The organism is Paractinoplanes aksuensis, from assembly GCF_024137025.1.
GTDB classification, from domain to species: Bacteria; Actinomycetota; Actinomycetes; order Mycobacteriales; family Micromonosporaceae; genus Actinoplanes; species Actinoplanes aksuensis.
In genome coordinates, this window is sequence record NZ_JAMYJR010000032.1 from 125,805 (window position 1) to 146,153 (window position 20,349).

Consider the following 20,349-nt stretch of genomic DNA (forward strand, 5'->3'; position numbering starts at 1 on the left):
CCGGATGATCGTCGAGAGCCGCTGTCCGATAGTCGATAGGCCCGTGCTGAGCTGCGTGTCTAGCCTGATCGCGTGACGGTGCTGCTGGAGCGTTCGGCCGAGCTTGCCGCCCTCGAGGGACTGCTCGCCGGCAGTGCGGCCGGTGGGCGGGTCGCCGTGATCAGCGGTGAGGCGGGTGCGGGCAAGTCCACTCTGGCCGCCGCGTTCGCCGAGGCGGCCGGGCCGCGGGCGCAGATGCTGTGGGGCGGCTGCGATCCGCTGCTGACGCCGCGTGCGCTCGGGCCGCTGCACGACATCGCCCGGCAGCTCGGTGGGCGCCTGCGGGAGCGGATCGGCGACGGCTCCCGCGGCGAGGCCTTCGACCTGTTGCTCGAGGCCCTCGACCGGCCGCCGCAGGCCGCCCGCCCGGTCGTGGTGCTGGAAGACCTGCACTGGGCCGACGAGGCCACGCTCGACATGGTCGCGTTCCTCGGGCGGCGGCTCGCGCTGTGCCGGGCCCTGCTGCTGGTCACCTATCGCGAGGACGAGGTCGGCCCCGGCCACCGGCTGCGCACGGTCCTGGCCGGACTGCCGCAGGGGCTGGTCCGCCGGGTCGGGCTGCCGCCCCTTACCGTGGCCGCGGTGGCCGAGCTGGCGCGGCGCGCGGGCCGGTCGGCGCCCGACGTGCACGCGGTCACGGGCGGCAACCCGCTGCTGGTCACCGAGGTGCTCGCGGCCCCGGCGGCGGGAGTGCCGCCGACCGTACGCGATCTGGTGCTCAGCCGCCTGGCCACGGTCAGCCCGTCCGCCCGCGAGGTCGCCCACCTGGTCTCGGTCGTCCCGTCCCGGGCCGGGCCGGAACTGCTGGGGAGTGTGCTGGCCGAGGTCGACGAGTGCCTCGACCGCGGAGTGCTCACGGCCCGCGGCAACGGCGTCGCCTTCCGCCACGAGCTGCTGCGCCGGGCCGTCGAGGAAAGCCTTTCCCCCGTACGCCGCCAGGCCCTGCACGCCCGCATCCTGAGCGCTCTGGAGGCGAGTGACAAGGCCGATCCGGCCCGCCTCGTGCACCACGCCCACCACGCCGGCGACACCGTGGCCGTGCTGCGCCTGACCCCGGTCGCCGCTCGACGAGCCGCCGCGCTGGGCGCCCACAAGGAGGCCGCGGCCCACTACGCGCGGGCGCTGCCACTGGCCGCCGACCGGCCGGCGGTCGAGCGGGCCGAGCTGCTCGAGGAGTACACGCGAGCGGCCTACCACGGGGGTCAGACCGAGGCCCTCGACGCCTGCCGCGAGGCCCTGGCCCTGCGCACCGAGCTCGGCGAACCGGTCGCGATCGGCGTCGGCCTGCGCTGGATGTCCCGGCTGAGCTGGTGGAACGGGCGCCCCGAGCAGGCCCGCGACTTCGGGTTCCGGTCGGTCGAGGTGCTCGAGTCGCAGCCGCCGGGGCCCGAGCTGGCCGCCGCGTACAGCAATCTGTCCCAGCTCTTCATGCTCGGCGACGAGGACGAGCGGTCGATCGTCTGGGCCGAGCGCGCGATCGAGCTGGCCCGCGCCCTCGGCGACCGGGACACCGAGGTGCACGCCCTGATCAACCTGGGCTCGGCCCGGATGCACCTGGGCGACCCGGCCGGGGTGGCCGAGTTGCGCCGCGCGCACGACCTGGCCGTGCTGGCCGGCGGGCTCGACGACTCGGCCGGGCGGGCCCTGGTCAACCTGGCCAGCAGCGCCGTCGACGCGTACGACTTCGACCTGGCCGAGCAGACGTTCGACCGGATCCTGCCGTTCCTGGTCGCCCGCGACCTCGACGGTTACCACCGCCACCTGCTCGGGCACCGCGCGCGGCTGCTGCTGGCCCGGGGCGACTGGGCGGCCGCGGCCGACGACGCGGCCGAGGCGCTGTCCGGCCCGACGATGCACGGCGGCGGCCTGATCCCGGCCGTAGTGGCCCGGGCTGTGCTGCGGGCCCGGCGCGACGAACCGGGCGCGCTCGACGACGCGCGCGAGGCCGGGGAGCGCGGCTACCCGACCGGGGAGGCCCAGTTCCTCTGCACCGCCGCGATCGCCCTGGCCGAGGCGTACTGGCTGGCCGGCGACCCGGTGCGGGCCGGGCAGGAGGCCGAGCGGGGGCTGCGGGTGGCGGTGCGGATCGGCCATCCGTGGTTCGCCGGCGAGCTGGCCTTCTGGAAGTGGCGGTCGGGCGACAAGTCGCCGGCCCCGGCGGTCGCGGCGGCGCCGTTCCGCCTGGTGATCGACGGCGACTGGCGGGCCGCCGCGGCGGCCTGGACCGAGATGGGCTGCACCTATCTGGCCGCCTGCTGCCTGGCCCACGGTGATGCCGCCGCGACGACCGAGGCGCTGCGCGTCTTCGACCGCCTGGGCGCGGTCGCCCCGGCCCGCCGCCTGCGGGCCGAGCTGCGCGACCGGGGCCTGCGGGTGCCGCGGGGCCCGCGCCCGTCCACGGCGGCCGACCCGACCGGGCTCACCGGCCGCCAGCAAGAGGTGCTGGGGCTGCTGGCCGAGGGGCTGAGCAACGCCGACATCGCGGCCCGGCTCACCCTGTCGGCCAAGACCGTGGATCACCACGTCTCGGCCGTCCTGGGCAAGCTCGGTGTCTCGTCCCGGGGCCGGGCCGCCGCCGAGGCCCGCGAGCGTGGCCTGATCTGAGCCCAACATAGGGAGCTCTCCCCATGTGCTGGGGAGAGCGGACTCCTACCGTCGAAGACATGAGTGAACTGGTACTTGAGGGTCTGAAGGCCAAGCAGCAGAAGACCTGGGCGAGCGGCGACTACGGCGCGGTGGCGGCCCTGATCCATTCGATGGCCGAGGACACGATCCAGGCCGCCGACCTGGCCGCCGGGGCCGACGTGCTCGACGTCGCGGCCGGCACCGGCAACGCCTCGATCGCGGCGGCCCGGTGCGGGTGCCGGGTGACGGCCACCGACTACGTGCCGGGCCTGCTGGTGCGGGCCCGGGAGCGGGCCGACGCCGAGCGGCTGCCGCTGACCACGGAGATCGCGGACGCCGAGAACCTGCCCTATCCGGACGGCCGGTTCGACGCGGTGGTGTCGGTGGTCGGCGCGATGTTCGCCCCTGACCAGGAGCGTACGGCGGCCGAACTGACCCGGGTCACTCGCAGCGGCGGCACGGTGGCCTTGGCCAACTGGACGCCCGACGGCTTCATCGGCGAGATGTTCCGCACGGTCGGCCGCCGGGTCCCGCCGCCGCCCGGCATCCGCGGCCCGGTCGAGTGGGGCAGCGAGGAACGGGTCCGCGAGCTCTTCGGCGACCGGGTGCGGGACCTGCGCACCGAGCGGCACGACTTCGTCTTCCGCTTCACCTCGCCCGAGCACTTCGCCGACTACTTCCGGGAGCACTACGGCCCGACCCTGAAGGCGTTCGAGGCGCTGGGCCCGGACGGGGGCAAGCCGCTCTACGACGACCTGGTGTCGCTGGCCGGCCGCTACAACACCGCCACCGACGGCACCGCCCGCATCCCGTCGACCTACCTGCGGATCGTGGCCACGCGCGCCTGAGAACGAGTGGACCCGGCGCCGAGGGGGAGGCCGGGGCCCATCCTCATGAACATCCAAATCGGATCAAAAGAGCTACGCCTGCGCCTCTTGGCTCCGGGGCGGCAGCGGATGCGGGGTGTCGGCCGGGAAGTGCAGTTCGGCCGAGCGGGCGCCCGGGGCGAGCAGGTCGAGCGCCTCGGTCAGCGCCGTCGCCCCGGCCGTCCCCAGCTTCTCGAACTCCATCTTGATCACGGGCGTGGCCAGCTTGGCCAGCCCGTGCAGTTCGAGCTCGATCCGGTACGTCACTTCACAGCCCGGTTCGGCCGGGCGCACGGTGACGGTGTCGACGCAGGTGGCGCCCTCGTTGCGCCCGTGGAACACGAGCCGCCCGGGTGTCACCTCGACCAGCGTGTAGGTCATCTCGGTGCTGATGCCGAGCAGCCGGCAGGCCTGGTGCCAGGTGGCCCCGGGCGCGATCGGCCCGGTGTTGCCCCGGGTGGCCTGCCGGACGGCCGGGTCCCAGACCGCGGTGTTGCCGAAATCGCTCAGATAGCCGAGCGCCGCACCGGGGTCGGCACTGCAGGCCAGCGTGCGCTCCACGACGATCATGAATCCCCCAGGGCGTCGGCATGCTGCTCCAGCCTAATGGCCGCTTCTGATCACTGCCCTGTTTTCTTGCGCACCGCGAAATCACGCACCCGTTCCCTGGGGCACCGCGAAATCACGCACCCGTTCCTTGGGGCGCCGCGAAATCACCACCCGTTTCCTCGGGCGCCGCGAAATCACGCACGAAGCGCCGCTGCCACGGGGTCTCGACGGCCCGCGGGTGGTAGTGCTCCCGCACGTACGCCACCGCCTCGGCCGCGGGCACCCCGTCGATCACGGCCAGGCAGGCCAGCGCGGTTCCGGTGCGCCCGCGCCCGCCGCCGCAGGCGACCTCGACCCGCTCGGTCGCGGCGCGCTGCCAGGCTTCCTTCAAGATCTTTCCCGCGTACGCCGGATCGCGCGGCAGCCGGAAGTCGGGCCACCGCACCCAGCGGCTGACCCACCCGAACTCGGGCGGCGCCGAGCCCAGCAGATAGACGCCGAACTCCGGCGGGTGCCCCGACGGCATCGGATCCCGCAACCCGCGTCCGCGCACCAGCCGCCCCGACGGCAGCCGCATCAGCCCCGCCCCACCCGCTACCCACACCGGCCTCGTCACGGTTTTCATCTTGCCCGGTGCGTTACCCTGGCCCCATGCAGACCTTCAGCGAGCGACGCCGGCCTCTCCACGGCCGCCGCTGAGTTCTTGCTGTTCCCCGGCGGGTCGATCCCGCCGGCGCCTGTCTCGCAGTCCCGGTCGACCCGTCATCCGCGTACGTCGATGGGGTTGATCATGAATCTCGAAGCTCTCCTGGCCACCCGGCTCGCGGTCGCCCTCGAAGCGGTCGCCGGCCGCCCGGTCGACCCCGTGGTGCGGGCGTCGCAGCACGCCGACTTCCAGTCCGGGGCCGCGCTGGCCCTGGCCCGCACGCTGGGCCGCGCCCCGCGGCAGATCGCGGCCGAGTGGCCGAGCGGGCCGATCTGTCGGGGCTGGCCGAGGTCGAGATCTCCGGCCCCGGCTTCCTCAACCTCACCGTGGCCGACGACGTGCTGGTGGAGCTGCTCGCCGGGCCCGACACCCCGCCGCCGGCCGACCCGCAGCGGGTCGTGATCGACTACTCCTCGCCCAACGTGGCCAAGGAGCTGCATGTCGGCCATCTGCGGTCGACCGTCATCGGCGACGCGCTGGCCCGGCTGTTCGAGTGGGCCGGTCACGACGTCGTGCGGGTCAACCACCTCGGCGACTGGGGCACCCAGTTCGGGATGCTGATCGAGCACATGTCCGACCTGGGCGGCCTCGACGGTGAGTTCGGCCTGAGCGATCTCACCGCGTTCTACCGGCAGGCCCGGGTCAAGTTCGACGGCGACGACGATTTCCGCACCCGGGCCCGGTTGCGGGTGGTCGCGCTGCAGAGCGGCGACGGGCCGACCCGGCAGATGTGGCGCCGGCTGGTCGAGCAGTCCGAGCGGAGTTTCGTGGCCGACTACGACCGGCTCGGCATCACGCTCGGCCTCGAGGACTTCGCCGGCGAGAGCTCCTATCAGGATCAGCTCGCCTCGGTGCTCGACGAACTGACGGCCCAGGGCCTGCTGGTCGAGAGCGAGGGCGCGCTGTGCGCTTTCCCGGCCGGGTTCACCGGCCGTGACGGCCGGCCGTTCCCGCTGATCGTGCGCAAGAGCGACGGCGGTTTCGGGTACGCGGCGACCGACCTCGCGGCCCTGCGGCACCGGGCGCGGGACCTGAAGGGCGACCGGCTGCTCTATGTCGTCGGCGCCCCGCAGAGCATGCACTTCCAGATGGTGTTCGCGGTCGGCCGGGACGCGGGCTGGCTCGACGGCGGGGTCAGCGCCGAGCACATCGGCTTCGGCTCGATCCTGGGCGCCGACGGCAAGATGTTCAAGAGCCGGTCGGGCGAGACGATCAAGTTGGGCGACCTGCTCGACGAGGCCGACGCCCGGGCCAGCACGCCCGCGGTCGGCATCGGCGCCATCAAGTACGCCGATCTCTCCTCCGACCGGCGCGGCGACTACGTCTTCGACTGGGACCGGATGCTGGCCACGACCGGCAACACCGGCCCGTACCTGCAGTACGCCCTGGCCCGGATCCGGTCGGTGCTGCGCAAGGCCACCGTCGAACCCGGCCCGGTCGTGCTGGGCGAGGAGGCCGAGCGGCGGCTGGCCCTGACGTTGCTCGGACTCGAACCGGCCGTGGCCGCCGCGATCGAGCACTGCGAGCCGCACCGGCTGGCCGTCCACCTGCACGAGGTGGCGGCTGCGTTCTCCACCTTCTACGAGAGATGCCCGATCCAGTCCTCGCCGAGCCGGGTCGCGCTGACCGCGCGCACCGGTGACAGCCTGCGGCTGGGCCTCGACCTGCTCGGCCTCCCGGTGCCCGAGGCCATGTAGAGACCATCGCCGATATCGAGAGTTATGGTGCTCGGCATGACTCTTTCCCGGCGAACCTTGCTGGCGGCGGGGGCGGCCTCGGTGGCTGCCCCCGTCGTCGGCGCCGGTGCCGCGCAGGCCAACCCTGAGCGCACCTACCGGCTCACCGTGCTCGGCACGTCCGACACCCACGGCAACGTCTACAACTGGGACTACTACAAGGACGCCGAGTACGACGACAGCGCGCACAACGACGTCGGCGTGGCCAAGCTGGCCGCCCTCGTCAAGAAGCTTCGGGCCGAGGCGACCGGGGCCACGCTGGTCCTCGACGCGGGCGACACCATCCAGGGCACGCCGCTGGCCACGTACTACGCCAAGCAGGAGCCGATCACCACGACCGGCGAGAAGCATCCGATGGCCCGGGCCATGAACGTGCTCAAGTACGACGCGGTGACGCTGGGCAACCACGAGTTCAACTACGGGCTGCCACTGCTCGACCTGTGGATCCGGCAGCTCGGCTTCCCGGCCCTGGCCGCCAACGCCGTGCACGCCGGCACGGGCCGGCCCGCCTTCACCCCGTACGTAATAAAAAAGGTCTCCCCGGGCCGGCACGCACCGACCCTGCGTGTGGGCATCCTGGGCCTCACCAACCCGGGCGTGGCGATCTGGGACCGGGCCAACGTCGAGGGCAGGCTCGAGTTCCTCGACCTGGTGGCGACGGCGGCCAAGTGGGTGCCGATCATGCGGGCCCGGGGCGCTGACATCGTGCTGATCTCGGCGCACGGCGGCGACAGCGGCACGTCCAGCTACGGTCCCGAGCTGCCCAACGAGAATCCGTCGGCGCTCATCGCCGAGCAGGTGCCGGGCATCGACGCGATCCTGTTCGGCCACGCCCACGCCGAGGTGGCCCAGCGGTTCGTCACCAACATCCGTACGGGAAAGCAGGTTCTGCTCTCGGAGCCGTCCAAGTGGGGGCAGCGCCTGACGAAGATGGACTTCGAGCTGGTGCGCCGGCACGGCCGCTGGGCGGTCACCACCAAGTCCTCGGTCACGCTGAACACCAACACCGTCGAGCCCGACCCCCACGTGCTGGCCGCGGTCCGGGGTCAGCACAACAAGACCGTGGCGTACGTGAACCAGGTCGTGGCCACCTCGGCCGGGGAACTCTCGGCCGCGTCGTCCCGCTACGAGGACACCCCGATCCTCGACTTCATCAACCAGGTGCAGACCGACACGGTCACGGCGGCCCTGGCCGGCACCGAGTACGCGAGCCTGCCCGTGCTGTCGATCGCCGCGCCGTTCAGCCGCACCGCCGTCTTCCCGCCGGGCGACGTCAAGATCAAGGACGTCGCCGGGCTCTACATCTACGACAACACGCTCGAGGCCGTCGTGCTGACCGGCGCCGAGGTCAAGGCCTACCTCGAGTACTCGGCCAAGTACTTCGTCACGCTCGCGCCCGGCGCCCCGGCCGACCCGGCCACGATCAGTGACCCGGCCGTCCCCGATTACAACTACGACGTCTTCTCCGGCGTCGACTACGACATCGACATCAGCCGCCCGGTCGGCTCCCGGATCACCCGCCTCCAGCTCGCCGGGGCCGACGTCGACCCGGCGGCCCGGTTCGTGGTCGCCGTCAACAACTACCGCCGGTCGGGCGGCGGCAACTTCCCCGGGATCGTGAAGACGCAGGTCTACAACGCGCAGCAGGAGATCCGCCAGCTGCTGATCGACTGGGCCCAGGCCCGGGGAGTGATCGACCCGGCCGACTTCTTCGTCAAGAACTGGCAGCTCGTCCGCGACGGCGTGCCCGTCGAGTTCTGAATCACCCCGTCGTCAGGGCCAGAAAGGCTACGACGGCGGCGGTGAGCACCGTGCCGAAGGCTATCCAGTACGGGTAGCGCTCGTTGCCGCCGCGGCGCGCTTCCGCGCCGCGGCGGACCGCCGACACCACCCCGGGCACGCCGAGCAGCAACGTCCAGAACACCACGGGGGCCCAGGACGGCGCCGGGGGCCGGGCCGCCCGGGCCATCTCTTCCGGGAAGCGCACGAGCAGCCGGCCGTGGTGCGTGTGCGGGCCGGGAGCCGCAGCCGGCGCCGGGTCCGCTTGCGGCTCGGCCCAGGGCGGGGTCGTCGGATATTGCGCGTACGGGATCGGGGCTGTCATCTCCGGCGGCCTTTCGGTAGCGGCTCGGTTGCATTTCCGTGCCGCCCGGCCCCATCGGCCGCCCCCGACCCGACCTGAGGCCAAGGCGTGTTTCATAACTGGACCCGGCGCAGGTCGACCCCAGTTATGAAACACGCTTTAGTTTTCGGTTGCAGTTCGCACGGGCACCTGCATCTCGGTGACCCACTTCTCGAACTCGCCGGGCGGGCACTCGAGGTAGACCTCGACCGCGAACCCGGGCCCGACCGCGCGGTAGCCGTTGTCGTCGATCCAGTTGGCGAGTTTCTGCCCGGTGCGGAACGCCTCGGACATCGGCCCGTGGTGCAGCGCGGTGGCGGCCTGCTCGACCGGTGGCACCACGACCGCCTCGAAGCCGGCGTCGGCCGGGACCTCGACGTCGCCGATCGGGAACGCGGCGTGCACGCCGATCGTCTCGTCGCCGGGCGCGGTCGGCTCCGCGGTGTAGTAGGCGATCGGCGCTCCGGTCATCGGGACGCCGTGCTTCTCCATGAGCTCCATCAGCCGCGGATAGAGCGGGCTGAGGTTCTCGGTGATCGACGTCGGGTCGTCGTAGCTGGTCGCCGTGGCGGAGAGCATGGCCACCCGCGTGGCCGGAATGCTCTTGAGGACGACGTCTCCCGTGTCCATGTGTCCCTCGCTCTCGATCATCCGGAGGCGCGCGTCGACCTGGGCCAGCCGGGCCGTGTCCTGCGTCATCCGCGCCGCCAGCTCGGCCCGCCGCAGCCGCAGCATGCCGCGCAGCTCCTGCGGGTCGACCTTCTCGTCGATCAGCGTCTGCACCTGCTGCAGGCTGAAGCCGAGGTCTTTGAGGGCGGTCACCCGGTTGAGCAGCCGGAGCTGCGCGGCCGTGTAGAACCGGTACCCGCTGTGCGGATCGACGTGGGCGGGACGCAACAGCCCGATGGCGTCGTAGTGGCGCAGCATGCGCACCGACACCCGGCCGAGACCCGCGAACTCTCCGATACTGAACATGGTCCCCTCACTGTCGGGCCTGACACGGTGTGAGGGTCAACCGCCGCCGGGCTACGGGACGGTGCCACCCTCGACGGGCGGGTCCGCGGTCGGTGGCGTGGTCGGGGGCGTCGTCGGCGGCGTCGTCGGCGGCGTGGTCGGGGGAGTGGTGGGCGGGGTCGTCGGCGGCGTGGTGGCCGGCGGAGTCGTGGTGGGCGCCGTCGTCGCCGGCGTGGTGGTCGGCGTGGCACTCGGGGTGCGGGTGCGGTTGGGCACACTGCCGCGCGTGGTCGTCTGACTGGTCGGCTCGGTGCTCGGGGTCTCGGAGACCTCGTCGGTGGGGTCGCCGGTGGGCGCCTCGACCGAGGGGCCGGGCACGGACTGGTTGACGTCACGCTTCTTGTCGTCGTCGTCGCCGCTCAGGGCGATCGCGAAGGCCAGCCCGCCGGCCAGCACGAGCAGGGCGATCACGGCCACCAGCAGCGCGGTCTGGCTGCGGGGCGGACGCTTGCCGCGCAGCGACGTCGACGTGAGCGACGTCGGCGGGACGGCCGGCGGCACCTTCGGCGGCAGGTCGCGGGGCATCGGCACGGCCCGCGTGGGCGCGGCCGGGCTGAGCGGGGCGACCATGGTCGTGCCGGTCATCCTCTTCCAGTCCAGCGGGCCGGCCGCGGCGAAGGCGGCCTCGGCGAACTCCTCGCCCGACTGGAAGCGGTCGCCCGGCTGCTTGGCCATGGCCCGCTCGATCAGCTCGCGCACCTCGAGCGGCACGTGGTCGGGCAGCGGCTCGGGCTCGTCCTCGAGGTGGCGCAGGGCCACCTGCAGCGCGTTGTCGCCGTCGAACGGCGGGTGGCCGGCGATGCAGTGGTAGGCCACAGCGCCGAGCGCGTAGATGTCGGTGGCCGCGCTGACGTTGCCCTTGGCGACCTGCTCGGGCGCCATGTAGAGGGCGGTGCCGACGATCGCGTTGACCGCCGTGACGCTGGTGACGGCGGCCGAGCGGGCCACGCCGAAGTCGACCAGCACGACCGTGCCGTTGGGCTTGACGATCAGGTTGCCCGGCTTGACGTCGCGGTGGACCGTGCCGGCCTGGTGGGCGGCGTGCAGCGCGTCGGCCGCCTGCCCGACGATCGACATGACCTCGGTGACCGGCATCGGGCCCTGCTTGACCCGGGCCGACAGCGGCTCGCCCTCGACGTAGGCCATGACCAGGTAGGCCATGTTGTCCTCGCCGCCGGACTCGCCGGCGCTCGCGTAGTCGTAGACCTCGACGACACCCGGGTGGCGGAAGGCCGCCATCATGCGCGCCTCGCCGTAGAAGCGGGCGGCGAACTCGGGGTCGGACATCATGTTGGAGCGCAGCACCTTGACGGCGATGACCCGGCCCAGCACGACATCGGTACCGCGCCAGACGTCACCCATCCCGCCCGTGGCGATGCGCTCGTCCAACCGATAACGGTTGCCCAGGAGGTGACCGGCAGCAAGCACCAACGGACCTTATCTAATCGGGTGGCGAACCACAGCGGAGCGACGGCGAAACTGTAACCGGCCCGCCCGCTCGACGGGGGGCCAGAGGGGGCACCTCGCTGGGCGTATCCGTCCGGGCGGCGCGGGGAGCGCCGCCCGGAGGGGAACTGTCAGTTGTCGTACGTCGGCGTGACCACGACCGCGGTCTCGGCCAGCTCACGCTCCTCGGCCTCGGCCTGCTGTTCGAGGGCGGCCCGGGCCGACGTGGCCACGGCGTAGCCGACAGCCGCGCCGAGCAGCCCGACGCCGATGATCAGGCCCCACGGCCGCGACGGCTTGCGCCCGGCCAGGGCGGCCGCGGCCGCGTTGGCCCGCGCCCAGGCCACGTCGGCCTTGCCGCTCGCCTTGCCCGCGTAGTACTGGCCCTTGCCGGCCAGCTTGTGACTCTGATCACTGGCCTTCCCGGCCAGTTTGGTGGCTTTGTCGCCCGTGTCCTTCGCGGTGTCGGTCGCCGCCGCCATGGCAGCCGTCAGGTACTCCCAGGCCTGCGTGGCCGTACGTTCCGCCTTGCTCTTGCTGGAGAACATTTCTCTTACCTCCCGGCTCGCTCCAGGTTTGCCCTGCCCTGGTCCGCTGTTCAGCAAACGTGTCCGGTGTGGACGCCATCACGTTTCGGAAACAAGTTGCCACCCACCGGTACTCTTGACCCGGTTCACACGAGGCACTCAGGTGCCTGACAGGTTCGGGTCCTAACCTTTTGGTCAGTTTCACCGAACCTTCCGGGGGTAGATCGGACCACCCCCGGGCGTCGGGGGTGACCAGGCGAGAACCTCTCGCTGTGGTTTGTCCCCGCGTGCGAGGAACGACGCCCGGAAGTCCCGGGCGGGTGGAGGGAATTGGCGTGACGCTGTCGATAATGACGTCGACGCTTGCCGACGACGTGGTGGAGGTCTCGCCCAGCGGCGAGATCGACGTCGAGAACGCGTACGAGATCCGCGAGGCTGTGGCGACACAGCTGGGGGCCCGGAAGTTCGTACGCATTGAGCTGAACTTGCAGAACGTGACCTTCATCGACTCGGTGGGCATCAGCGCGCTTGTGGCCGCGTTCCAGCTCGCCCAGGTCAGTGAGGTGAAGCTGATCGTGACCCGGCCCAGCCGGTTCGCGCATCGCCAGCTCTGGGTGACCGGGCTGCTCGGCCTGTTCGGCAACCCCCAGCCCTTCGGTGAGGCCGACGCGGCCCAGCCGGCGGTCTCGGGGGCCTGACCGGAATCAGCACGAAGGCGGCCGGGTCGATGACCCGGCCGCCTTCGTTTTGCCCGAATTCCGCTACTGCAGCGTGGACGCGTGCAGCGGGATCGCCTCGAGGTTGATCTTCACTTCGGTCATCTCGTGCGGCGGCCGGATCGGCGTGACCACGGCGAAGTGCTCGGCCAGGGCGGCCAGATCGGTGTCCGGCTGCAGGGTGTCGTCGGCGGCCTGCACGGCCGTGCGCACGAAGCCCTCACCGGCCTCGGCGATGCTCACCTGCACCTGGCCGAACTGGGCCAGCGAGGCCCGCCGCAGCCCCCGGATCCCGTCCATGTGCAGGTCGGGCACGTTCAGGTTGAAGATCGTGCCGGCCGGCGTATGGGTCAGCGTGGGCACCAGGCGGACGGCCAGCTCGGCCGCGCTGCCCCAGTGCCGCTTCTCGTCCTCCTCGTGGTCGAGGGCGGCCAGCGCGGCGCCCCCGCTGCGGGCCGAGGAGACCCGGGGCGACAGCACGTCGAGCGAGACGGCCAGCCCGTGCAGACCCGCGTACGACCCGGTGAGCGTGGCCCCCACCGTGCCGGAGTGCACCACCGCGGCCCCGGCGTTGGCGCCCCGGTTGATCCCCGAGAAGATCATCTCGGGCGGCTCGCCGAACGCCTCGCGCAGGGCCAGCAGCACGATGTAGGCGGGGGAGGCGGCCACCGCGTACGCCGGGATGTGCTTGGCGTGAGGCAGCTCACGCTTGTGCAGGATGATCTTGCCGTGTTCCTCGACCGCCGTCATGGCGGCGCTGCTGCCGCTGGCCTCGGTGATCGGCGCGGCGACCACGACGTCGTGACCCTCCCGGGCCGCCGCTCGCGCCAGCCAGCGCAGGCCCGGCGCGTCGATGCCGTCGTCGTTGGTGACCAGGATTCTTGTCATCGCGCCTTCTTGATCGGGGTGAGCTTGACCCGCTCGGTGAGCACCTGGACGGCGTCCATGTGCCCGGTGCCGAGCCCGTGCCGGGTGACGTTGAGCGCGCCGGCGGCCGCCCCGGTCCGCACCGCCTGCGTCATCTCACCGCCCTTGGCCAGCACCGCGGCGACCCCGGCGGTCATCGAGTCGCCGGCGCCACGGTGGTCGGCGATGGTGAGTTTCGGGATGGCGACCCGGTAGATCTGTTCGTTGAACAGGGCCAGCGCCCCCGCGTCGGCCCGGGACAGCAGGGCCATCTCGGCGCCGTTCTCGTGCAGGTTGATCAGCGCTTCGGTCAGCGTCTTCTCGGACTCGTCCTTGATCACGCCGTCCCGCAGCAGCTCCTCGTGGCTGACCTTGACCACGTCGAGCCCGGCCTCGAGCACCGCCTTGAGGTGGTCGCCGGACAGGTCGGCGATCACCCGGCAGCCGTGAGCGCGCAGGTCGTGCGCGAGCCGCCCGTAGACGTCGGGCCGGATGACCGAGGGGTGGGCCGGGCCGCTCAGGATCGCGTTGCCGGCCCGCAGCCCCTCGGCCAGGGCCAAGTTGTAGAGCTCGTCCAGCTCGTGCCGGGTGAACGGGGCGCCGGGCTGCTCGGCCAGCTCGACCCGCGCGCCGTTGCGGCGGTCGTGCACGTACCAGCCGCTGCCGCTCTCGCGCGGGACGGTGCGCAGCTGGACACCCTTGAAGTCGAGCAGCGGCTTGAGCACGCGGCCCACCTCGCCGCCGACCGCGGTGCACAGCGTCACCTCGGCGCCCAGCGAGGTGATCATGCGAGCCTGCCAGATGCCCTGACCGCCCGGGTGGACGTGCAGTTCCGGCTGATTGTGTTGCTGTTCGATGGTCACCGTGAGTTGCGGTGCCGGTGCGAAGACCATCACCCGAGCGTCGCCCATAAGGGCATTCTTGCCGTAGAGATCCCTTTTAGGTGCGGATTGCCGTAAATGCCGTCAGGCCTCGAAACCCTCGTTGGTCAGCTCCAGCAGCGGCCCGGTCAGCTCGGGCCGGGTGCGCAGCAGATCCTCCAGGCGTACGCGCCATTTCCCGGCCTCGACATCGGCCGCGTACCGGTCGCCACCGGTCTCGACCAGCGCCGTCAGCAGCCGCTGGCGAGTGTCGGCGAAGTGGCCGTACATCTCGCTGCCCAGCCGGCTGAGCACCCGGGCCGCGAAGGCCTCGGAATGCGCGCTGCCGGCGGCCCTCACGAACGCGCGGGCCGCGTCGAACGCGGCCCTCGGCTGGTGGATGACAGTGGTCATGCTGGTGTCCTCCCGTGATGACATGGTCACCAAGCGTAGAGGGGATGCCGAGGTCCGGACGGAAGTCGGCACACGCGGTGACCGCTGTGATCATCGTGCCCCGTGGAGTGTGATGATCGCCATAGCTGACGGCGACCCGCTCACCCCGCGCCAGAACATCTCGAACCGCCGGGGGCAAAGCGGGGTATGTAGTCGTTGACAGCTAGTTCCGCCTGGAAAGGGAAATCCGTGTCCAGACGTACCCTCGCGATTGTCATCTCCACGGTGCTCGCCGTGGTGGCCGGCGCGGCGCCGGCCGCAGCCCATGCCGGCCCGAAGTGGCCGAGCACGCTGGCCCTGCCGGACGGGTTCCAGCCCGAGGGCATCGCCATCGGCGACAAGCCGTACGCCTATTTCGGGTCCCGGGTCGACGGCGACATCTACCGGGTCAGCCTCAAGAGCGGCAAAGGCTCGGTCCTGAGCGAAGGCCCCGGCGCCGGCAACCCGTCGCTCGGGCTCAAGGTCGACGGTCACCGGCTGTTCGTGGCCGGGGGCAGCGCCGGCACCGCCCGCGTGGTCGACCTGCGCAACGGCCAGGTGCTGAAGTCGTACACCCTGAAGGGGGCCGGCACGACGGCCTGGTTCATCAACGACGTCGTGCTCACCCGTGACGCCGCCTGGTTCACCGACTCGGCCAACCCGGTGCTCTGGAAGGTGCCGCTCAACCTGCGGTCGAAGCCGGTGGCCGTCCCGCTGACCGGCGACATCGAGTACACCACCGGCAACAACGCCAACGGCATTTCCCGTACGCCCGACGGGCGCGGCCTGATCATCGTGCAGTCCAACCTGGGCAAGCTGTTCCGGGTCGGCTACGACGGCCGCAGCACCGAGATCAAGCTCAACGGCACCGAGACCGTCGTCAACGGCGACGGCCTGTGGTTGCGCGGCCGCACGCTCTACGTCGTGCAGAACCGGCTCAACGTGATCGCCGAGGTCGCGCTCGACCGGAAGGCCCGTACCGGAAAGGTCGTCTCCCGCACCGGCAGCGCGGCCTTCGACGTGCCGACCACCATCGCCGAGTACGGAAAGCGGTTCTACCTGCCCAACGCCCGCTTCACGACGACGCCCACGCCGACCACGACCTACAACGCCGTGGCCGTGCCCATTCCCTGATGTGACGTCCCTGGCCGGCCCGAGCGCCGGCCAGGGGCCTCAGGGGTGCCAGTGCGGGTCGGTGCCGACCGTGGTCAGGCGCTGGGTGGCCCGCGACAGCGCGACGTAGAGCGTGCGGATGCCGGCCGGGTCCTTCGTGAGGGCGCCCGGCTCGACCAGCACCACCGCGTCGTACTCCATGCCCTTGGCCTCGAGCGCCGTGACCACCTGGACCCGTTCCGGCAGGCCGGCCACCCAGGCCGCCATCTCGTCGCGGCGCGGCACCGGGGTGATCACGCCGATCGTCCCGTCCACGTCGGCCAGCTGCTTCTCGGCGATCTCGCGGACCAGGTCGGGCAGCCGGTCCGGGTCGGTGGCCAGGTCGACCGGGTCGACCCCGGTGCTGCGGACGGCGGTCGGCAGCGGCAGGTCGGGCATGATCACCCGGATCACCGAGGCGGCCACCGCGAAGATCTCCGACGAGTTGCGGTAGTTCGTGGTCAGCGCGTAGCTGTTGCGCTTGCGCGAGCCCAGCGCCTTGTCACGGGAACGGTCGAGCTCCTCCGGGTCGCCCGCCCAGGCCGTCTGAGCCGGGTCGCCGACGATGGTCCACGAGGCGTACGAGCCGCGGCGGCCGATCATGCGCCACTGCATCGGCGAGACGTCCTGCGACTCGTCGACCACGACGTGCGCGTACTCCCGGTAGTCCTCGTCGCGCTGCACCTGCTGGGCCCGGGCCGCCGCCTGCCGCTCGTTGGCCGTGCTCAGCTCCTGGATGCCGTCGCGCACGTGGAACGGGTTCTTGGTCTTGCGCTGGGGCTTGCGCGGCCGGCCCATCAGCTCGTCCAGCTCGTCGAGCAGCGCCACGTCGGCGATCGTCGGGCCCTCGGCGTCGAGCCGGTCGAACGAGCCCTGCAGGTGCCCGATCTCGTCGCGGGAGAGCAGACCATGGGCGTACGACCGCAGGCGCTCGGGCACGGTCAGCCAGCGCAGCACGCGCATCGGGGTGAAGCGCGGCCACCACGCCTTGAGGAACTCGCGGAAGTCGGGACGGTCGGCCAGCTCGGCCTCGAACTCCCGCTTCTCGGGCAGGCCGGTCACCTTCTGCTGGCGGGCCTGCGCCCACAAAGCGTCGAAGACCCGGTCGAAGCCGGCCCCACGGACCTCGTTGCGCCGGGCGCCGCGGGGCAGCGCCGAGCGCCGGATGCGGTCGAGGTCTTTCGCGTCGAGCCGCAGCAACGTGCCCCGGTAGAGCAGCCGCAGCTCGGTCGGGCCGTCCGGGACGGCGTCGTGCGAGGCCCGCTCGAGCACCCGCCGCATGCGCAGCGAGCCCTTGATCGCGGCCACCTCGCTCGGGTCGACCCGGGTGGCGTCGTAGCCGGGCACCAGCGAGCCCAGCGAGCGCAGGGTCGCCGTGTCCTCGCCCAGCGACGGCAGCACGGTCGCGATGTAGTCGACGAACACGCCCGACGGGCCGACCACCAGGATGCCGCCGCCGGCGAACCGGTTGCGGTCGGAATAGAGCAGGTAGGCCGCGCGGTGCAGGGCGACGGCGGTCTTGCCCGTGCCGGGGCCGCCGGTCACGATCGTCACGCCGGAGGCCTGTGAGCGGATCGCGTCGTCCTGCTCGCGCTGGATGGTGGCCACGATGTCGCGCATGCCGCGCCCGGTCGCCTTGGACAGGCTGGCCAGCAGCGCGCCGTCGCCGACGACCCGCATGTCGGCCGGCGCCGCTTCGGGGTCGAGCAGGTCGTCCTCGATGCCGGTGACCCGCTCGCGGCTGGACTGGATCATCCGGCGGCGCACGACCCCCAGCGGCTCGGCCGGCGTGGCCCGGTAGAAGGCGGCCGCGGCCGGGGCGCGCCAGTCGACGACCAGCGGCTGCGAGCTGTCGTCACGGATGCCCATGCGGCCGACGTAGTGGGTCGCGCCCGTGTTCAGGTCGAGGCGGCCGAAGACCAGGCCCTCGTGCTCGGTGTCGAGGGCGTGCCGGCGCCGGGCGGCGTGGTAGACCATCGCGTCCCGCTCGACCAGCGCGCCGAAGGTGCCGACCCCGGCCAGTTGGTAGCCCTCTTTCTCGGCGCGGGAGGCGTTGCTGCGCAGTTCGGCCAGACGCGCGTAGACCAGGTCGACGTGCTGCTGCTCGACCGCGATCTCCTGCTGAAGAACGGTGGCGTCGCTCAAGACGGTAGATCTCACTTTCCGGCCCCCGGTGCACGCGTTCGGACAGCGTGCTCGCAAAAAAGGGAGCACTCGAACTTACTCCCACGGAGGCACCCGCGTCTCACCCGGCCCGCGGTTCGGCCCGCGAGTTCCGCTAGGCCGCCTTTTCGAGCTGGGTGACCGCGCCCCGTTTGGCCTTGCGGCGGCGGGCCGGGGTGGCCCGGTCGACGACGGCCGTCAGGGCGGCCGAGACCTCGTGCGGCCGCTCCAGCGGCAGCATGTGGCCGGCGCCGGGCAGCACGCTCAGGTCGGCGAAGGGCAGGGCCTCGGCGATCGAGCGGGCGCAGGGCGGCGGAGTGAGGCGGTCGCGCTCGCCGACCAGCACCGCGGCCGGCACGTCGGCCAGGGCGGCCAGCGTCTCGAGGCGCTGCTGGGCCCCCACCGAGGGGCGGAAGCCGCCGATCGAGCGCAGCGACGCCCGGCCGAACGAGCGCATGGCCAGCTCGAGCGCCTCGTTGTCGCACTCGTCGCCGAACAGCAGCCAGCGGACGGCCGGGCGCAGGGCGGGCAGCAGGGCGCGGTGCGGGCACCACGGGCCGGACCGGGCCAGCAGGCCGGCGCCGACGGTCTCGCCCGCGCGCATCAGGGCGGCCAGGCGCGACGGCAGGCCGTACTGGGTGTGGGTGTGGCCCTCGGCCGTGGTCGAGACCAGGAACAGCCCGGCCACCCGGTCGGCGAAGACCTCGGGGTGGGAGTGGGCGAACTCCATGATCGTCATGCCGCCCAGGGAGTGGCCGCCGAGGACGACCGGGCCGGTGGGGGCGTGGCGGCGCAGCACCTCGGCCAGGTCGTCGCCCAGGCGGGACAGGGTGGCGCCGGACAGGTTGGTCGCACCGGAACGGCCGTGGCCGCGGGCGTCATAGGTGATCACGCGGGGGCGGCGGGCGCCGAGCACGTGCAGGGCGGCGACCTGGTGCTGCCACGTCCGCCTGTCCTGGCACCACCCGTGCAGCAGCACCACGGTGACAGGAGCGTCCGCCGGGCCGTGCGCCTCGACGTGCAGGCGGACGCCGTCGGGAAGGGTCAGCTCCGCCATGGGCACCTCCGAAGTTCGCACAACCCCGTTCCGTACCCACGGGTAATAATCATCACTCGCGATCTCCCGAAAAGCCATCGGCAGATTCGGCGCACGAGGCCCGGTAGGGCCGAAAGTCCCGAGCGGAACGTGAGTTGCCTCGCACTCCCTGTTCATGCGCCCGATGTGGGTGAGAATCACTCGTATGACCACCGACCCGTCGGCAGGACCCTCAGTTCCGATCACGAACGCCCACGAGGCCCTGGCTGAGCTGCTGGCGGGCAACAAGCGCTTCGTGAGCGGCCGCCCCGAGCACGGACACCAGGTCTCGGCCGCGGCCGCAGCCTCGGGCCGTCAGCAGCCGCACGCCGTCGTGCTCGGCTGCATCGACTCGCGGGTGCCGCTCGAGGCGATCTTCGACCAGACCTTCGGGTCGATCTGCGTGGTGCGCTCGGGCGCGCACGTGCTCGACCGGGCCGTGCTGGGGTCGGTCGGCTTCGCGGTGGCCGAGCTGGGCGTCCCGCTGATCATGGTGCTGGGCCACAAGCGCTGCGGCGCCGTCGCGTCGACCGTCGCTGCGCTGCGGGCGGGTGAGATCCCGGCCGGCGAGATCGGCTACCTGGTCGACGAGATCGCCCCGGCCGTGCGGGGGGTGGGGGTCGAGGACCCCGAGGCCCCCGAGAAGGCGATGCGGGCCCACGTGGGCCGCACGGTGCGCCGGCTGAACGCGGTCGACGTGGTGGCCGACGCGGTCGGGTCGGGCCGGGTGGCCATGGTCGGCGCGGTCTACGACCTCGACACGGGCCTGGTCGACCTGCTGCCCTGATCGTCCGTTAAGTCGTGATCATGCCCGGATGATCTCCGTGCGCTGATCTTCAGCATGCGAAAAGGCGCCCTCGGTCGATGACCGGGGGCGCCTGTCGCGTTCGCGGAACTCAGCCCTCGAAGACGCCGGCGTCAGCGAGACGCTTCTCGGTGGCGCCCCAGCCGTCCTGCGGGTGCGCCTCGTCGAGGGCGCCCAGCTCGGCGCGGATCTTCGCACCGTGGCCGGCGGCGGCCAGGACGCGGATCTCCTCGACGAAGGCGTCGGAGTCGGTCTTGAGGTGCGCGGTCTTGCCGTTGGTCAGGTTCCGCACGTAGGCGAAACGGCCGCTGGCGAGCGGGATGAGGTATTTGTACTCACCGAGCACGCTGAGCGCGCCGCCAGATCCCTGGCCGGCGCGGACTGATGCGCGGGCGGTCTTCGAGGTGTTGCTCGCCACGGCGGGACTCCTTGAGAAAAGCAGAAAAAAGGCTTTGGTAACTCTACACGATGCCCGCGGGACCGTGCCGTCCGAGCAGGTTGAAGCGTTGTGCAGGGTGTGCCACTACGGCCGATCCGATGTCGATGTTGCCGATTCTCTGGCGCACCATCCGTACCAACCGGCATCATGGGACACGATCAACCGCGGTCG

Annotated in this window: 18 protein-coding genes and 1 pseudogene; 7 read left to right on the plus strand and 12 right to left on the minus strand. The window is 71.9% G+C overall.

Going from position 1 to position 20,349, the window contains the following annotated elements:
* Positions 1 to 72: 72 nt before the first annotated feature.
* Together M1L60_RS29480 and M1L60_RS29485 are read left to right on the plus strand one after the other, a co-directional pair.
* Positions 73 to 2,643 (plus strand): ATP-binding protein, encoded by a 2,571-nt coding sequence (locus tag M1L60_RS29480; RefSeq protein WP_253240800.1) that lies wholly within the window; start codon positions 73 to 75, stop codon positions 2,641 to 2,643.
* 59 nt (positions 2,644 to 2,702) lie between these two features.
* Entirely contained in the window at positions 2,703 to 3,512 is an 810-nt protein-coding gene (locus tag M1L60_RS29485; RefSeq protein ID WP_253240801.1) for a class I SAM-dependent methyltransferase, read from the plus strand.
* Positions 3,513 to 3,584: 72 nt separating this feature from the next.
* Here M1L60_RS29485 and M1L60_RS29490 read toward each other — a convergent pair whose 3' ends face one another.
* A complete protein-coding gene (locus M1L60_RS29490; RefSeq protein ID WP_253240802.1) occupies positions 3,585 to 4,100 on the minus strand; it encodes an SRPBCC family protein in 516 nt (171 codons plus the stop codon).
* A 112-nt stretch (positions 4,101 to 4,212) separates the two neighbouring features.
* A complete protein-coding gene (locus M1L60_RS29495) occupies positions 4,213 to 4,656 on the minus strand; it encodes a protein-tyrosine phosphatase family protein (protein ID WP_253240907.1) in 444 nt (147 codons plus the stop codon).
* A 213-nt stretch (positions 4,657 to 4,869) separates the two neighbouring features.
* Here M1L60_RS29495 and argS point away from each other — a divergent pair.
* Positions 4,870 to 6,482: pseudogene (gene argS, locus M1L60_RS29500) on the plus strand (arginine--tRNA ligase).
* A 36-nt stretch (positions 6,483 to 6,518) separates the two neighbouring features.
* Entirely contained in the window at positions 6,519 to 8,282 is a 1,764-nt protein-coding gene (locus M1L60_RS29505; protein WP_253240803.1) for a bifunctional metallophosphatase/5'-nucleotidase, read from the plus strand.
* Between the two features lies 1 nt (position 8,283).
* Here M1L60_RS29505 and M1L60_RS29510 read toward each other — a convergent pair whose 3' ends face one another.
* The 4 genes from M1L60_RS29510 to M1L60_RS29525 all read right to left on the minus strand — a co-directional run bounded on the left by M1L60_RS29510 (position 8,284) and on the right by M1L60_RS29525 (position 11,651).
* A complete protein-coding gene (locus M1L60_RS29510; RefSeq protein WP_253240804.1) occupies positions 8,284 to 8,625 on the minus strand; it encodes a hypothetical protein in 342 nt (113 codons plus the stop codon).
* 138 nt (positions 8,626 to 8,763) lie between these two features.
* Positions 8,764 to 9,618 carry a MerR family transcriptional regulator gene (locus M1L60_RS29515; protein WP_253240805.1) on the minus strand — a complete coding sequence of 285 codons (855 nt, stop codon included), beginning with the start codon at positions 9,616 to 9,618 and terminating at the stop codon, positions 8,764 to 8,766.
* 51 nt (positions 9,619 to 9,669) lie between these two features.
* Positions 9,670 to 11,085, minus strand: a complete 1,416-nt coding sequence (locus M1L60_RS29520) for a serine/threonine-protein kinase (RefSeq protein ID WP_253240806.1) — start codon at positions 11,083 to 11,085, stop codon at positions 9,670 to 9,672.
* A gap of 149 nt (positions 11,086 to 11,234) precedes the next feature.
* Entirely contained in the window at positions 11,235 to 11,651 is a 417-nt protein-coding gene (locus tag M1L60_RS29525) for a hypothetical protein (protein ID WP_253240807.1), read from the minus strand.
* A gap of 314 nt (positions 11,652 to 11,965) precedes the next feature.
* On the opposite strand from M1L60_RS29525, the gene M1L60_RS29530 reads away from it, so the two are divergent.
* Positions 11,966 to 12,328, plus strand: coding sequence for an STAS domain-containing protein (locus M1L60_RS29530; protein ID WP_253240808.1), 363 nt, complete (start codon positions 11,966 to 11,968; stop codon positions 12,326 to 12,328).
* A gap of 63 nt (positions 12,329 to 12,391) precedes the next feature.
* Here M1L60_RS29530 and surE read toward each other — a convergent pair whose 3' ends face one another.
* The 3 genes from surE to M1L60_RS29545 all read right to left on the minus strand — a co-directional run bounded on the left by surE (position 12,392) and on the right by M1L60_RS29545 (position 14,526).
* A complete protein-coding gene (gene surE, locus M1L60_RS29535) occupies positions 12,392 to 13,234 on the minus strand; it encodes a 5'/3'-nucleotidase SurE (RefSeq protein ID WP_253240809.1) in 843 nt (280 codons plus the stop codon).
* The gene (locus M1L60_RS29540; protein WP_253240810.1) at positions 13,231 to 14,145 is read right to left on the minus strand and encodes a 1-phosphofructokinase family hexose kinase; all 915 of its coding nucleotides are present in this window, start codon (positions 14,143 to 14,145) and stop codon (positions 13,231 to 13,233) included. The genes surE and M1L60_RS29540 overlap by 4 nt, the downstream gene beginning before the upstream one ends.
* Positions 14,146 to 14,217: 72 nt before the next feature.
* Entirely contained in the window at positions 14,218 to 14,526 is a 309-nt protein-coding gene (locus M1L60_RS29545) for a hypothetical protein (RefSeq protein ID WP_253240811.1), read from the minus strand.
* A 228-nt stretch (positions 14,527 to 14,754) separates the two neighbouring features.
* Between M1L60_RS29545 and M1L60_RS29550 the strand changes: the two genes are divergently transcribed.
* Positions 14,755 to 15,678 (plus strand): SMP-30/gluconolactonase/LRE family protein, encoded by a 924-nt coding sequence (locus M1L60_RS29550; RefSeq protein WP_253240812.1) that lies wholly within the window; start codon positions 14,755 to 14,757, stop codon positions 15,676 to 15,678.
* Between the two features lie 39 nt (positions 15,679 to 15,717).
* Here M1L60_RS29550 and M1L60_RS29555 read toward each other — a convergent pair whose 3' ends face one another.
* Both M1L60_RS29555 and M1L60_RS29560 read right to left on the minus strand, forming a co-directional pair.
* A complete protein-coding gene (locus tag M1L60_RS29555; protein WP_253240813.1) occupies positions 15,718 to 17,841 on the minus strand; it encodes a HelD family protein in 2,124 nt (707 codons plus the stop codon).
* A 133-nt stretch (positions 17,842 to 17,974) separates the two neighbouring features.
* Positions 17,975 to 18,916 (minus strand): alpha/beta fold hydrolase, encoded by a 942-nt coding sequence (locus M1L60_RS29560; protein ID WP_256517353.1) that lies wholly within the window; start codon positions 18,914 to 18,916, stop codon positions 17,975 to 17,977.
* A 184-nt stretch (positions 18,917 to 19,100) separates the two neighbouring features.
* Here M1L60_RS29560 and M1L60_RS29565 point away from each other — a divergent pair, with 184 nt between their 5' ends.
* Positions 19,101 to 19,721, plus strand: a complete 621-nt coding sequence (locus tag M1L60_RS29565; RefSeq protein ID WP_253240814.1) for a carbonic anhydrase — start codon at positions 19,101 to 19,103, stop codon at positions 19,719 to 19,721.
* A gap of 109 nt (positions 19,722 to 19,830) precedes the next feature.
* On the opposite strand, the gene M1L60_RS29570 is transcribed toward M1L60_RS29565, so the two are convergent.
* Positions 19,831 to 20,157 carry a hypothetical protein gene (locus tag M1L60_RS29570; RefSeq protein WP_253240815.1) on the minus strand — a complete coding sequence of 109 codons (327 nt, stop codon included), beginning with the start codon at positions 20,155 to 20,157 and terminating at the stop codon, positions 19,831 to 19,833.
* Positions 20,158 to 20,349 lie beyond the last annotated feature (192 nt).